At 37.1% G+C, this 13,625-nt stretch carries 13 protein-coding genes and 5 tRNA genes; 15 read left to right on the plus strand and 3 right to left on the minus strand.

Annotated elements, in window-relative coordinates:
• A complete protein-coding gene (locus B2107_RS15110) occupies positions 1 to 1,320 on the plus strand; it encodes a sensor histidine kinase (RefSeq protein WP_293956505.1) in 1,320 nt (439 codons plus the stop codon).
• An 83-nt stretch (positions 1,321 to 1,403) separates the two neighbouring features.
• Entirely contained in the window at positions 1,404 to 1,922 is a 519-nt protein-coding gene (locus tag B2107_RS15115) for a hypothetical protein (RefSeq protein WP_293956506.1), read from the plus strand.
• 189 nt (positions 1,923 to 2,111) lie between these two features.
• Here B2107_RS15115 and B2107_RS15120 read toward each other — a convergent pair whose 3' ends face one another.
• The gene (locus B2107_RS15120; RefSeq protein WP_293956507.1) at positions 2,112 to 3,275 is read right to left on the minus strand and encodes a BamA/TamA family outer membrane protein; all 1,164 of its coding nucleotides are present in this window, start codon (positions 3,273 to 3,275) and stop codon (positions 2,112 to 2,114) included.
• A 327-nt stretch (positions 3,276 to 3,602) separates the two neighbouring features.
• Between B2107_RS15120 and B2107_RS15125 the strand changes: the two genes are divergently transcribed.
• From B2107_RS15125 to B2107_RS15165, 9 genes are all read left to right on the plus strand, one after another.
• Positions 3,603 to 3,675, plus strand: a tRNA-Thr gene (locus tag B2107_RS15125).
• A gap of 26 nt (positions 3,676 to 3,701) precedes the next feature.
• Positions 3,702 to 3,782 (plus strand) — tRNA-Tyr (locus B2107_RS15130).
• A gap of 50 nt (positions 3,783 to 3,832) precedes the next feature.
• Positions 3,833 to 3,905: transfer RNA gene (locus B2107_RS15135), tRNA-Gly, on the plus strand.
• Positions 3,906 to 4,000: 95 nt separating this feature from the next.
• Positions 4,001 to 4,072 (plus strand) — tRNA-Thr (locus B2107_RS15140).
• A 72-nt stretch (positions 4,073 to 4,144) separates the two neighbouring features.
• Positions 4,145 to 5,329, plus strand: a complete 1,185-nt coding sequence (gene tuf, locus B2107_RS15145) for an elongation factor Tu (RefSeq protein ID WP_075991174.1) — start codon at positions 4,145 to 4,147, stop codon at positions 5,327 to 5,329.
• Positions 5,330 to 5,492: 163 nt separating this feature from the next.
• Positions 5,493 to 5,563, plus strand: a tRNA-Trp gene (locus B2107_RS15150).
• 23 nt (positions 5,564 to 5,586) lie between these two features.
• Positions 5,587 to 5,781 carry a preprotein translocase subunit SecE gene (gene secE / locus B2107_RS15155; RefSeq protein WP_028072657.1) on the plus strand — a complete coding sequence of 65 codons (195 nt, stop codon included), beginning with the start codon at positions 5,587 to 5,589 and terminating at the stop codon, positions 5,779 to 5,781.
• A gap of 20 nt (positions 5,782 to 5,801) precedes the next feature.
• Positions 5,802 to 6,347: a transcription termination/antitermination protein NusG gene (nusG, locus tag B2107_RS15160; protein ID WP_046672242.1), complete on the plus strand. Its 546-nt coding sequence runs from the start codon at positions 5,802 to 5,804 to the stop codon at positions 6,345 to 6,347.
• Positions 6,348 to 6,416: 69 nt separating this feature from the next.
• On the plus strand, positions 6,417 to 7,997 hold the full coding sequence (locus B2107_RS15165) for a S41 family peptidase (protein WP_293956509.1): 1,581 nt from the start codon (positions 6,417 to 6,419) through the stop codon (positions 7,995 to 7,997).
• Between the two features lie 19 nt (positions 7,998 to 8,016).
• Here the strand turns inward: B2107_RS15165 and B2107_RS15170 are convergent, their stop codons facing one another.
• Positions 8,017 to 8,337: a helix-turn-helix domain-containing protein gene (locus B2107_RS15170; protein ID WP_120333427.1), complete on the minus strand. Its 321-nt coding sequence runs from the start codon at positions 8,335 to 8,337 to the stop codon at positions 8,017 to 8,019.
• A 159-nt stretch (positions 8,338 to 8,496) separates the two neighbouring features.
• Here B2107_RS15170 and B2107_RS15175 point away from each other — a divergent pair, with 159 nt between their 5' ends.
• On the plus strand, positions 8,497 to 8,637 hold the full coding sequence (locus B2107_RS15175; protein ID WP_293956511.1) for a hypothetical protein: 141 nt from the start codon (positions 8,497 to 8,499) through the stop codon (positions 8,635 to 8,637).
• Here the strand turns inward: B2107_RS15175 and B2107_RS15180 are convergent.
• The gene (locus B2107_RS15180; RefSeq protein ID WP_293956512.1) at positions 8,634 to 9,290 is read right to left on the minus strand and encodes a rhomboid family intramembrane serine protease; all 657 of its coding nucleotides are present in this window, start codon (positions 9,288 to 9,290) and stop codon (positions 8,634 to 8,636) included. The two genes, B2107_RS15175 and B2107_RS15180, sit on opposite strands and share 4 nt — an antisense overlap.
• 180 nt (positions 9,291 to 9,470) lie before the next feature.
• On the opposite strand from B2107_RS15180, the gene B2107_RS15185 reads away from it, so the two are divergent.
• Genes B2107_RS15185 through B2107_RS15195 form a run of 3 tightly spaced genes read left to right on the plus strand, consistent with a single transcriptional unit; the run spans position 9,471 to position 13,105 of the window.
• A complete protein-coding gene (locus B2107_RS15185; RefSeq protein ID WP_293956513.1) occupies positions 9,471 to 9,785 on the plus strand; it encodes a hypothetical protein in 315 nt (104 codons plus the stop codon).
• Positions 9,786 to 9,823: 38 nt separating this feature from the next.
• Entirely contained in the window at positions 9,824 to 12,220 is a 2,397-nt protein-coding gene (locus B2107_RS15190) for an outer membrane beta-barrel family protein (protein WP_293956514.1), read from the plus strand.
• 12 nt (positions 12,221 to 12,232) lie between these two features.
• A complete protein-coding gene (locus B2107_RS15195) occupies positions 12,233 to 13,105 on the plus strand; it encodes a TraB/GumN family protein (RefSeq protein ID WP_293956515.1) in 873 nt (290 codons plus the stop codon).
• Positions 13,106 to 13,625 lie beyond the last annotated feature (520 nt).

Consider the following 13,625-nt stretch of genomic DNA (forward strand, 5'->3'; position numbering starts at 1 on the left):
ATGCGGCACGGAAAAATTCTAAATGCGATTAAGATTGTAGTACTGCTGATCGCGGCTCTTCTAAGTGCTTATCTGTTACTAAAGCGCGAATATGTGCAGGCTGCCTTGATCTTTTGCGTCATGCTTTATCTCGGTTTTAATTTATATGCACAATATAATTTTTTAGCGCGTCAATTGATTGAATTTTCTGAAGCCGTCAAATACCGTGATTTTACAAGACGTTTCTTGGTGAAAAATACCCAATCTGTGGAAGGAAAGCTTTTCCTTGCTTTTAATCAGATTAACGAAACCTATAAAGATATCAGCATCAAACAGGAAATTCAGCATCAGTACTTGGATCGTGTAATCAATATGTTGAATTCTGCGATCATCTTCTATGAAAGGGATAGTGGAAAGGTGATGTGGGTCAATGATGCATTTAAACAACTATTCCATTTACCACATCTCGGAAACATCGCAGGGCTGAAGAAAAAAAACACCGATCTTTATGAAAAAACCATGTTACTTGAAAACGGACAGCAGCAGATGGAGTCCGTTCAGTCGAGTAAAGGAAAAATAAAGCTATTGATTCAGAGCTCAAGCTTTGAGACACAGGATGCTTTGTTTCGCATTGTGGTATACCAAAATATCAATGAAGCAATTGATGAGACCGAGACAAAGGCATGGCACAAGTTATTACGTGTACTGACACATGAAATCATGAATTCCATCGCTCCAATCAGCTCACTTGCTGAAACCTTAAACGGTCGTTTGGACCATTTTAAAGGGGCGGAAGATATTGATGATCTAAAAACAGGTATTTCCACCATCAAACGCCGTAGTGAAGGACTTTTACATTTTGCGAAGAGTTATCGTATGATCAATAAGGTCGATCAGCCTCAGCTAGCGCCGATCCAAATTTCGCAGTTATTTGAGCATATCTATCAGCTGCTTGAACCAACCTTGATCCAAAAAAATATTGATGTTGATATTATTCTGAAAAATACACGGCTAATCTTATCTGCCGATGTCAATTTGATCGAGCAGGTTATTATCAACTTAATGTTGAATGCAATAGATGCGGTTAAAAATAGGGTAGAAGCCTATATTAGTTTATCTGCTCTTGAAGTAGACGGAAAGGTGCAGATTCGGATTGAAGATAACGGGGCAGGAATTCCTGCCGATCTTCAGGAGCAGATCTTTACACCATTTTTTACAACGAAGAAAACGGGTACAGGGGTCGGCCTTACCCTAAGCAAACAGATTATGCTTTTGCACAAGGGAACTATTTTTCTCAATAGTACGGAAGGAGAAGGAAGTGTTTTTATTCTCCAGTTTTAGGGGGATCATTCCTGCAAACTAAAACCTAATGTTCCATGTGAAAAATCATAAAATTTAGCGATGTTTGCAGCGAAATGAACTACATGCTTAAGTATTGGCGACATTATTTTGTATCCCATAGTCGCCATGGGACCCATTCTCCTTTTGTTTATAAATTGGTAGACGAAGTAATTTATCAAAAGACATCCAAAGCGAGCGTTTCAGAATTACCACAAACTATTCAAAACGAGAGCAAGGTAGAACAGAAAAAGTATGCATTAATCGATCGATTATTAAGGACATTTGCTTACGACAATTTTAGCTATTGGGCCGATCATCCGTGCGAAAGTTATAGGAGTCTTTTGCACGATCAATGTGGACGTTATGCGTACCGGCATATTTATTATATTGACCAGGACGATCTTGACCTGAATTTTTTGAAAAATGTTGGGGATCGAGATCTATTAATTATAAACGAGCCCCATTTATCAGTGAAAAGGGAAGCCTATTGGAATAAGCTGAAGGAGGATGATCATAGTGTAGTTACAATAGATCTATACCGAATTGGGTTAGTTTACTTTAGAAAAGGACAGCGTAAAGAGAATTTTCTGATTCGATTTTAACCTGCTGTTCCGATTTAGGCTGCTGTTCCGACCTCTTTTTGACTGTCGATGGTCAGTCATCTACTGCGTTCCGTTGGGCACCAACTATTTTAGCTGAAGTTTGCGGGTAGTAGAGATGAGGGGAAAAAGTGGATGTCATTAGGCAAGAATACACAAGAGCATCCATACATGTATAGATGCTCTTGTGTATTAAAAAGCTTCACTTAGGGACAGATAGAAACCCGACTGTCGTTTTTCTCCGGGTCTTTGTTCACCAAAAGAATAATCAAAGCGTATGCTGCTATTGTGTTCGAGACTAAAGAAGTAGCGTAAACCACCACCGTAACTTGCGACATATCGGCTGCTATTTTCCTTGGAAAAGGTGGATCCGAGTCCTGAAAATCCAACGATGCCAAAGCGTGGATGAAAGCGATAGCGCAGTTCAGCCTGTGAGGCAAGATAATTCTTGTCTCGATAACGTCCGAGGTAATAACCGCGCATCATCATGTCTCCACCGAGCTCACGGTAATTGTAAAATGGGACAGTTTTTCCAAATGTGGAACGAAAGATTCCTTGCAGGGCCATTGTGACTTGGTTGTGCAGGGGAATAAAGCCACGGAGATCCACATCGAGGTTTGCCCCCGTAAAATCAGTACTTGTCCATAACTTTGGGGCATAGGCCAGCCGCAATTTAGCATAATACCCCTTTGTTGTATAAGAAACGTTGTCCCTATTGTCAAACAATTGCGAAAGACCTACGAGTAGCTGTTGTCCGCCACGCTTCCCAATCAGATCGGAATGGTTGAAAATGCGATCGGCACTATCGCTTCGAATGGTGAAGTTATCGTATTGAATGTTGATACCTGAATAAAGGCCGTTGCTGATTTTTTTCTCAGCTTCGAGTTTGACGCGAAATAATTTTTGATCAATGCGTTCTTCATCTGCTTTCCAAGTGTCCATACCGACGCCATAATAGTTAAAGGGCCAATTGCGGTAGCGTATTTCACTAATCAGATGGTAGTCGTTGTTTTTAGTCCAAAGATCGGTCTGTAGTTTGAAGTTGGACTGGCTATTGGATGTAAAGGTTCCCATGGCCATGACGGTGGAGGTGCGGATTTTGGGATCAGATTTGTCCAGATAAAAATTATACGCGCTGGCCAGGCCGTATTCAACTCCCGTTTCTTGCGCATAACCAACGGCCGGTAAAACCATAAAACTACCGGAACGTGTCGAATCTCTTTCAGCGGAAAGAAATTTTTTACTCAATTTTTGAATAATATTTTGAGCTTTCAATTCGGCCGATCCCATTAAAAGTACCGTAAATAGTACAGAGTATCGGGTAAGTTTTGAAAGTGATTGCGGTAAAATTTGCATGCCCAAAGATAGTATATTAGCCAAATAACCAAAACAGGTAAATATGCAATCAAAAATTATTGTGCTGCATATCAGTATAATTGCCAAAAACTGTCTTTTTTTTTTGATAAATATTTTTGTAAAGTGAGTTTTGTGTCTATCTTTGCATCAGCAAACAAGGGAACAACGGTTCAAAACAACGAAAGTTTGCTTAGTTCTTTTAAATGAAAAAAAATAAAAAATAAACTTGCAGAAATCAAAAGTAAATTCGATATTTGCACTCGCTGAAAAGGTAGAGATACTTGGTCAGACGTTGATAGAATGTAAGTTTAAATAAAGATATTAGAAGCCTCTTTAGCTCAGCTGGTAGAGCAACTGACTTGTAATCAGTAGGTCATTGGTTCGATTCCGATAAGAGGCTCTAAATGTAACGAAAGTTACAGGTCTGGAGGGGTTCCAGAGCGGTCAAATGGGACGGACTGTAAATCCGTTGCTTCGGCTTCGAAGGTTCGAATCCTTCTCCCTCCACACTTTATTTTAATTAGGGTGTTAGATTTACTCTAGTTTCTAATTATTAAGCGGAAGTAGCTCAGTTGGTAGAGCGATAGCCTTCCAAGCTATAGGTCGCGAGTTCGAACCTCGTCTTCCGCTCAAATTTTTCAAGTATTAAATTTAGTCTCTATCTTCTTTGATAATAATGTATCTAAAGGTGGGGGCATTAATACGTAAATAAGGTTTTTTAGTAAGCCGAAGTAGCTCAGGGGTAGAGCACTTCCTTGGTAAGGAAGAGGTCGTGGGTTCAAATCCCATCTTTGGCTCGTACTTGTGTAAAAGTTAAGCAAGAGTATATAACAAATAGAAATAATTTATAATTACTAATTCGCATAAACATGGCAAAAGAGAAATTTGACCGTAGTAAACCACACTTAAACATTGGTACTATCGGTCACGTTGACCACGGTAAAACTACAACTACAGCTGCTATCACTAAAGTGTTGGCTGATAAAGGTTTGTCAGAAGCTCGTTCATTTGATTCAATTGACTCTGCTCCTGAAGAAAAAGAGCGTGGTATCACAATCAATACTGCACACGTAGAATATTCTACAGCTAACCGTCACTATGCACACGTTGACTGTCCAGGTCACGCTGACTACGTTAAGAACATGGTAACTGGTGCTGCTCAAATGGACGGTGCTATCATCGTAGTTGCTGCGACTGATGGTCCTATGCCTCAAACTCGTGAGCACATCTTGTTGGCTCGCCAAGTAGGTGTTCCTGCGTTAGTAGTATTCATGAACAAAACTGACTTAGTTGATGACCCTGAGTTGTTAGACTTAGTTGAAATGGAAGTTCGTGAGTTATTATCATTCTACGAATTCCCTGGTGATGATATCCCTGTAATCAAAGGTTCTGCTTTAGGTGCATTGAATGGTGAGCCTGAGTGGGTTGAGAAAATCATGGAATTAATGGATGCTGTTGATAACTACATTCCAATTCCTCCACGTTTGACTGACTTACCTTTCTTGATGCCAGTAGAGGACGTATTCTCGATCACAGGTCGTGGTACAGTAGCTACAGGTCGTATCGAAAGAGGTGTGATCAACTCTGGTGATCCAGTTGAGATCTTAGGTATGGGTGCTGAGAACTTGAAATCTACAGTAACAGGTGTTGAGATGTTCCGTAAAATCTTAGATTACGGTGAGGCTGGTGATAACGTAGGTTTATTGTTACGTGGTATTGAGAAAACTGATATCAAACGTGGTATGGTTATCTGTAAACCAGGTTCAGTAACTCCTCACGATCATTTCAAAGCAGAGGTTTACGTATTGTCAAAAGCTGAAGGTGGTCGTCACACACCATTCTTCAACAAATACCGTCCTCAATTCTATTTCCGTACAACTGACGTAACTGGAGAAATCTCTTTACCAGAAGGTACTGAAATGGTTATGCCAGGTGATAACGTTACAATCAGTGTGAAATTAATTTCTGCGATTGCAATGGAAAAAGGTCTACGTTTCGCTATCCGTGAAGGTGGTCGTACAGTAGGTGCTGGTCAGGTAACTGAAATTATCTAGTCTTAAATTAAGATTTAGAATCACATAAAATAAGCTAATCGACTCAGGTTGATTAGCTTATTTTTTCGATAAGCGATTTATCGGATTAGAATAAAAAAAAGTGAAAAAAGATTTGCAGAAAGTGGTTTAAAACACTATATTTGCATCACAAAGTAAGAAATACACGGGCATAGTTTAAAGGTAGAACGAAGGTCTCCAAAACCTTTGGTCTGGGTTCGAGTCCTGGTGCCCGTGCTTATAAAAACAGATAAACTAAAATGGCAAAAGTACTTGATTTTTTTAAAGACTCTTATGTAGAGATCACTGAGAAAGTGACTTGGCCTACATGGTCTCAGTTACAAAGTTCAGCTGTTATTGTACTTGTTGCTTCTCTTCTTATTGCATTGGTAGTCTTTGTAATGGATAAAGCTTCAAGCGTAGGGTTAGAATTCTTGTACGGTATTGCTTCTTAATTTTTCAATCGTATTTATTTATGGCAGATCAAGGTTTAAAGTGGTACGTAGTTCGTGCTGTAAGTGGTAAAGAAAAGAAAGTAAAGCAATATATTGATGCCGAAGTTAGCCGTTTAGGTATTGAGCACTTGATTCCTCAGGTGTTGATTCCAATGGAAAAATACTACTTGATGCGCGATGGTAAGAAAGTTGCTAAAGAGCGTAACTATTATCCTGGTTATGTATTATTAGAAGCAGCTCTTGACGGTGAGTTAGAGCATATCATCAAAAATATCAATAGCGTAATTGGTTTCTTGGGAGATAAAGCTGGTAATGCGGTTCCTTTGCGCCAAGCAGAAGTAAATCGTATCCTAGGTAAAGTGGATGAAATGGCCGAACAAGGTGAAACCATTAACGTTCCTTACTATGTGGGTGAAACAGTGAAAGTAAACGATGGTCCTTTCAACGGATTTACCGGAGAAATCGAAGAAGTCCACGAAGATAAAAAGAAATTAATCGTGATGGTGAAAGTCTTCGGTCGTAAGACGCCACTTGAACTAAACTACATGCAAGTAGAAAAAGAGTAAGATTAGTAATTAACGATAGAGAAAAGCTTTTCATGAAAATTGGAAGGCTTTTTTTGTATCTTACTGCAAATGAAAAGGCCAACTATTTATCTATTCGTATTGGTGTATGTGCTGACATTGCTGAGCTGTGCAAATGTCGAGAAGTACAATCGATTTATCGAAACTCCCCTGGCGGTGGAAGCTATGCAGCAAGATATCAACTATGTCGAGCATAACTTATGGAAAATGCATCCAGACCTGTTTCTGTATGTGCGGGAAGATCAGTTAAAGGTTAAGTTCGACAGCCTTCGTCGGACGATCCGCCAACCCTTATTGCCCAATCAGTTTCAGCTGGCATTAGCATCTGTACTGGCCCAGGTTCGGCAGGGGCATATGACGCTGAGTCCCCTTATTTCTAAATTTGATCCAAAAGGTAAGGATAAAGTCCGTTATCAAAAAAGTAAAGGTCCCTTTTCACAACTGGGCTTTCATTGGCAGGAAAATACACTCTATCTCTCAAAAAATGGAACGTTAGATTCAAGTTTGGTAGCAGGCTCTAAAATTCTTTCTATTGAGGGTATACAACCACAAAATCTGTACACTAAATATCGTCCAACCTTTACGTCGGACGGCTATAATACGACATTTATAGATCAGGCTTTCGAGCGTTTATTACCGCGGTATTACCAATTGGAACTGGGGTATAAAGATTCTATTTCGGTTTTGTTTTCTCGCGCCGATAGTACATATCAGCGGACTGTGGTCAGAAGGTTTGACAGTGTCGATACAAAGGCTAAATCAGGGATAAGGACCACGGCAGTGAAAAAAGTGAGCCAACCTGATCAGAAGAAAAGTGATCTAAAAAAGCAGCGTAAAATCTTTGGTTATAATGCTAATCTAAAAAGAATGAGTAAACAGCTCTCTTTTCCTGTTAAAGGCGATAGTAGTGTTGCTTTATTGAAAGTGGTTGACTTTTCGTATGGGCGTCCAAAAGAAGCCTATAGAAGAATTTTTGATCGGCTGGAGCTTAATTCGGTACAATACCTGATCTTGGACCTTCGTGGAAATTTGGGCGGACATTTGTCCGATGTCCGTGAACTATACAGTTACTTAGTGGAAGAGGATAAATTCCAATTTGTTCAGCCTGCAGTTATCACCTCAAAATTCAACTTGCCGTTTTATCAGGTAAAAGGATTGCCGGGCTGGTCTTATCCCGTTTTATCGCCATTTATCATACCTAGTGCGGTTGTATCCTGGACAAAGACCTTTTCCAAAGATGGGAGAAATTATACCCACCTTACAGGGAGTAAAAGTGAAAAATCAAAAGGCAATCGCTATCGCGGTGATTTATTTGTATTGATTGATGGCGGGACTTTTTCTGCAGCGAGTTTAATTGCTACAAATCTAAAAGTTGGGAAGCAGGCTGTTTTTGTGGGGGAGGAAACTGGTGGGGCTGCCAATGGAACAGTTGCCGGATCTCTTCCTGTGCTGAAACTTCCAAACTCCCATCTGCGTTGGCGTTTTGGCTTAATGGAGGTCAAACCTTATTATCAAGTATTAGAAGAGGGAAGGGGTGTCATGCCGGATGTTCCTGTTGTACGGAGTGTTGATGATGTTGTCAAGGGGAAAGATCCAGTATTGGATAAGGTGTTGAAGTCTATTAAAAAATAAGGCGAAGTGTAATTAAGGATTAGACTTCACCTTGAGATCGTTTCCCTTGAAATAAGGCAATTATTTTCTTTGCAAGAAGTTTGCTATAATGATAGATTAGGCCAAAGATATTTTCTCCTGTTATGTCACTGGCTAAAGCAGGAGGTAAAAGCTCATAGATGGTAATACCAAAATATTCGGCAATCTTGTAAACCTGCTCTACCTTTAGCTTAGTCTCATTGCGTTCTATTTTTGAATAGGCAGCCTGTGATATCTCCAAAACGAATGCAACGGCTTCTTGCGATATCTTGAGACTTTCTCTTTTCTGTCTAATAATTGTTCCGATTTCCTCTCTTGCCATTCTTTTCAATACCAAAATTTAGAAATCCTAATTTAGTAAATATAACTTATAGTTGTGAAGTTTTTTGATGTTAAAACTTCTAGTTATAGTCTATAACCCTAGGTTGTGGTGGCTAAGCCACTTTTCCATGAATTTTGAGGAAATAAAAATCACAATATTATGGAAAAAAAATTGGAAGAAATTAATGTAAGCGAGTTAGATGCAAATGAAGTGTTAGAAATTGGAGGTGGGGGTTCGGAAAGGAAGGATGAGAAGAGAACTAATTTTTGGGAATGGCTAAAAACAGGTCTATTAGGTTAAAGGAAAATTTTGAAAACAGTTTGAATTTCAAGAAAGGATTGAGGTCGAACGATTATTGCTAAAAGTGATCCGGTCAGATAGGCTAAAAGGTGTAATCTTTTGTTGATTTTACTTTTAGGAATTTTTAATAAAAAAAATAATAAAAGCAAAACAGCCAGCCAGTACTGAGCACTATTGTTAATAAAAGGAATAATGAAACTATGTGTTGGTTGTAAAGGAAAATACAAAAAACTGAATCCAAATAAGCCAAATGTGAGGTTAGATGCGCCGATAGACGTGTGGATGAAATTGCCTTTTTCTTGTAGATATTGGAATAAATTTGGAAGTATAATCATCATGATAAATAGCAATGGGGTGACTAGCGATGCGATGGTGATCCCAGATTCTTGCTTTAAATTACCAAACGTATCATATCCTAATCCAAAAATTACCATACAGTTAAACAACAAATGCCGCCAATTTCGATGAACTAATGCAGAGGTAAGCAAAGTATGAACACGCTTACCTCTTGCTATTTCGTAGGGGTGCAGGACCAGTGCGTGGAAAAACGATTTGTTATAAAATCCAATTATGCTGCATATCAATATAATCGGTACGACAATATAGGAATATGGCGCTTCGGTGAAAGTTGGGAATATATCGAAAAATTTCATTAACCACTATTAATTTGCGTTGTAAGTTAATTAATAAATTTTAAAATACAACCTCAGGTTGTGGTGGATTTTATGGATAATGTTCAATTTAGGCATATAGATAAGAGCCATATATTGTTGGATACAATATATACAAGTAGACAATGGTACTTATTCTCTGGGATTATAAACAATTTTAATATGCAACTATTTAAATATATAAACCGAATTAACTTATTGGATAGGTTAATCAGGCAACGTAGCACAGGTACACCCGCTGAACTGGCATTAAGAATAGGTGTTTCCGTTTCTAGATTATATGTGATGGTTGACCAGCTGAGAGAGCAGGAAGCACCAATTGTTTATTCTAGACAACGCTTAACATATTATTACAGCTCTGAATTTATGATTTCTATTGTGGTGAAGATTGAAGTTTTAGAAGACGACAATCTTCGTCATATCTCTGGTGGGAACAATTTTTTTTCAAGTTTTCCCTTCACTACTGTTTTTATATAGTGGGGAAAATTAACTTAGTGTTATTGACAAGGTAAAGAATGAAATACTGTTTATATAAGTTATTATTGGTGATGATTTTAGTGCTTTTAATGGATGATAGTATTTCAGCGCAAATTAATAAGAAGTTGATGGGAAAAGTGTATAACGAAGATAATTCTTTGCCGGTAGCTGGGGCTACAATCAATTTTTTTGAGTTAGATGGGGGACGTTCTTACAAAACATCTTCGGATACTAGTGGAATATTCCAAATAGATGATCTGAACTTTGCCAATTATATAATTAAAATTTCTTGTCTAGGGTTTGTTTCTATTATAGATACGATTTCATTAAGGGGTGAAGGGAATTTTAAAAATAACGGCTTACATTATACTTTGAAATCGGATACTAAATATCTTCAAGTAGTAGATATTGAAAAACAAATAGATGAGAAATTTATAAACTTCACAAAAGGAAAAATTATACTTAACGTTCAGCAAAGTGCTCTTGTTTCTGGTAATTCGGCTTATGATATTTTACTTAGAGCACCAGGTGTAACTGAACAGAATGATAAACTAACTTTTAGAATGAAATCTATTAAAGTTCTAATTAACGGTAGGCCTTCGAATTTGACGGGGGCTGAACTTACTAATTTTTTAGGAGGATTGCCCGCCAGTCAATTAGATAAAGTTGAAATAATTCCCCATCCCTCTGCAAAGTATGACAGTGATGGTGGGGTAGTAGTAAACATTATTTTAAAGAGCAATGATCGAACAGGATTTAATGGATCTGTTAATCTTGCTGTTGGCTCTGGATATCACATTCGTCACAATGAGGGGGGGAATTTTAGCTATGGCAATAAGAAAATAGGAGTGTATGGTGCCTATGATTATTCTTATAAAAAACAATATGGAAATAGCACTAGTCGTTCAAAGTTTAATGCTAATTCATTGTCTATTTTGCAAGATAGTTATGAATTAGGGCATCGCTCTGTAAATAATTTTAGAACAGGTATTGATTATGAAATAAATCATAAGATTAAAATTGGTACTCAGTTTAGAGGAACATGGAACCGTGGAAAAGTAAGGACTGAAAATATTGCAATTAGTCGTTCGGAGGCCAATGAACAGAAGGCATTTACACAAGGCTTAGAGGATGCTAAAACTATCAATCCTTATTTTAATGGATATCTAGATCTAAATTTAGATTCTCTAGGTAAAAAACTGATATTTAATTTCGATGTGTACAATCAGGATAGAAAGTTAAATGAAGATATATTAGTAGACGGAGATACGTTTAATCATATAAAGGGGAAACAGCCTTCTACTGTAAATACGCGATCTTTTAATTTAGATTATACTCATCCGATGGTTTTGGGGAAATTGGAAGCAGGTATTAAAATCCAAAATTCGGCTACTAAAAACATACCGATTTGGGAGTTGGAACTTAACGGGAACTGGATTAGGGATGATGCTAGGACATATGATTTTCTATATAATGAAAATAACTTTGCGGCTTATTTAAATTGGAATTCTATTTTCGGCCCTTTGGAATTTAATATTGGGGTTAGAGCCGAACAAATGTCAATTAGCAATGATTTGCGTTCAGAGCACATGAAAAATAAGCGAAAGTTTAGTTATCTCTTTCCAACTGTAAATTTGGAATATGCTATTTCAAGCCAAAACGTCTTAAATTTTAACTATAGAAAGAACCTAGATAAATTTGGTTTCCAGATCGTCAATCCGTTTAAAAATTATGTTAATCCTTATTTCACTTCTGTAGGAAATGTCAATATTGAGCCTCAGGTTAATCATGATATGGAATTGACTTATACTTATCGAGGATCTTTTGTTTTTGGTGTTAGCTTTACACGTACTAATGATGTTATATCTCCCGTGTATCTTCCCAGTGAAAATAGTGGGCTTATTTCAACTTATGATAATTTGCCAAATGCCGATCTGTTTTATGGTTTTGCAAACTTTCCATATCAAATAGCAAAATGGTGGGATTTAAATTTTAGCGGTGGATATGGCTTTTATAAATTTAACGCTTTGGATATTTCAGGGATTGCCTCCAATAAATCATGGTCCTATTTAGCACAATTGGAAAGTCATCTAGACCTAGGGCACTCCTGGGATTTTGAAATAAGTGCTTTTAGTAGAGGGCCCTATTCATCGGGTATTTATCGAACAAAAGGAATTTCTACAGTTAGTATCGGATTTAAGAAAGCTATTTTAAAGAATAAGTTGATTCTAAGTGCTAATGCTACAGATATATTTAATTCAAAGATTAATACTCAAACTATGGATTACCGCGGATTGGTTATGTACACTCGAAATAAACCGGAAAGTAGATTTTACACTATCGGAGCTGTATATAATTTCGGTAGCAAAAAGTATAGAAAAAAGATGCCACAAGATGACCGAGTAAAAGAATTTGAAAAAAGAATGTATAATTAAAATTTAAATAACATGTTAAAAAAAAGTTGCCTTATGGTTTTAGCGTTGTTCAGTCTGTTTCTAAGGACAGAAGCACAAGGAATAAGCTCCAGCTCTTTAGTTTGGAAAATTTCTAAAAATGGAAGTCAGGAAAGTTCATATATTGTTTTAACCACTGGAGGCGTATGTGAAGTACCTCCATCTGTCTTAGATAAGGCTTCCGGATTACTTGGAAAGGTAAAGACTTATTATACAGAAAGTGCTGTTGGAAATAAGAAATACGACAGTATGAGTGAGCAACTTCTTCTGTTAAAAAAAGATGATGACCCGATTAGAAAATTGCTGCCTGCCAAAGATTATTTAAAATTAAAAAGTAAAATGGCAGAGGGAAACATGGAAGAAAAGGTGTTGAACAGATTAAAGCCGTTGGTTATTTATAATCTTTTAATGAAAAAAGCAACTCCGAATTGTAATACCCCTAATGTTGTACAAGAAATCTTTCGAAGTTATGCAGATCAATATGGTGTTACAATTAAAGAACTACTCAATATACATGAATCCTTTGATTATTTGGAATCTTTTGGTACAGAGTATTATGTGGCGGAGATCTTGCAATTATTGAATAATACTTCTGTGATTTCCAGCGAAATTGTTTCAAAAGCTGCTCTTTATCAGAAAGAGGATTTAAAAGGACTTAAAACACTTTATGACAAGAGTTCTTTCCTGAGTTCCAAATTTAAAGATGAATCTATAGCGAAAAACCGTATCAAAGCTATTTCAGCATTGATCGATAGGGTGAAAGGTGGTGCGTTATTTACGTTGGATATTACCTGTGTCTTAGATAGTCGTAATAACATTTTCGACGAGTTAAAAGCTAAAGGCTATAGCATTAGCCCTGTACTATAAAATTATTTACTAAATATAATAAAGACTTATTCTCTGGCCAATAGAATGATGGGGTATCCGAAAACCATATAGAGTAGGATTTAAATCTAAATTAAAAAATATGAATGCATCAAATCAAGCATTGTTCTTGGAGAAGGTTTCTATGGAACAGTTGGAGTCAAGATTGGAGTTAGCGGTAGCAAAAAAAGTTTCAGTCGAAGTTGGATACGAAGATGGCTGCCTGAAGGTTACATGTACGATTGAATGGTAATAGTAGCTAAATAATTTTAGGAATTGCAGACCATTAGATATGGTCTGCTTCCATTATTATTTTCCTACCCAAAGATAATGTTATATATGATCACATATTCGTTGCAAGCTGATATAGAGGAAGGAAAGTATTTACTGTTAAACAATGGTAATACATATTCAATTAGCGACGTGCTTTATGAAATATTACACAACTATAAAAATAGTGAAACAATAGAGGATATTTCCGCGAGACTAATCAGCAAGTATAATTGTAATCTCACCCTAACTA

The organism is Sphingobacterium sp. UBA7855, from assembly GCA_002500745.1.
Taxonomy (GTDB): domain Bacteria; phylum Bacteroidota; class Bacteroidia; order Sphingobacteriales; family Sphingobacteriaceae; genus Sphingobacterium.

Excerpts from the sequence above, each read along its gene's own strand:
- B2107_RS15180 (WP_293956512.1), bottom strand. The coding sequence starts at position 9,290 with ATGAAATTTTTCGATATATTCCCAACTTTCACCGAAGCGCCATATTCC.
- B2107_RS15185 (WP_293956513.1), top strand. The coding sequence starts at position 9,471 with ATGCAACTATTTAAATATATAAACCGAATTAACTTATTGGATAGGTTA.
- B2107_RS15110 (WP_293956505.1), top strand. The coding sequence starts at position 1 with ATGCGGCACGGAAAAATTCTAAATGCGATTAAGATTGTAGTACTGCTG.
- B2107_RS15120 (WP_293956507.1), bottom strand. The coding sequence starts at position 3,275 with ATGCAAATTTTACCGCAATCACTTTCAAAACTTACCCGATACTCTGTA.
- B2107_RS15195 (WP_293956515.1), top strand. The coding sequence starts at position 12,233 with ATGTTAAAAAAAAGTTGCCTTATGGTTTTAGCGTTGTTCAGTCTGTTT.
- B2107_RS15175 (WP_293956511.1), top strand. The coding sequence starts at position 8,497 with ATGGAAAAAAAATTGGAAGAAATTAATGTAAGCGAGTTAGATGCAAAT.
- B2107_RS15190 (WP_293956514.1), top strand. The coding sequence starts at position 9,824 with ATGAAATACTGTTTATATAAGTTATTATTGGTGATGATTTTAGTGCTT.
- B2107_RS15115 (WP_293956506.1), top strand. The coding sequence starts at position 1,404 with ATGCTTAAGTATTGGCGACATTATTTTGTATCCCATAGTCGCCATGGG.
- nusG (WP_046672242.1), top strand. The coding sequence starts at position 5,802 with ATGGCAGATCAAGGTTTAAAGTGGTACGTAGTTCGTGCTGTAAGTGGT.
- secE (WP_028072657.1), top strand. The coding sequence starts at position 5,587 with ATGGCAAAAGTACTTGATTTTTTTAAAGACTCTTATGTAGAGATCACT.
- B2107_RS15170 (WP_120333427.1), bottom strand. The coding sequence starts at position 8,337 with ATGGCAAGAGAGGAAATCGGAACAATTATTAGACAGAAAAGAGAAAGT.
- tuf (WP_075991174.1), top strand. The coding sequence starts at position 4,145 with ATGGCAAAAGAGAAATTTGACCGTAGTAAACCACACTTAAACATTGGT.
- B2107_RS15165 (WP_293956509.1), top strand. The coding sequence starts at position 6,417 with ATGAAAAGGCCAACTATTTATCTATTCGTATTGGTGTATGTGCTGACA.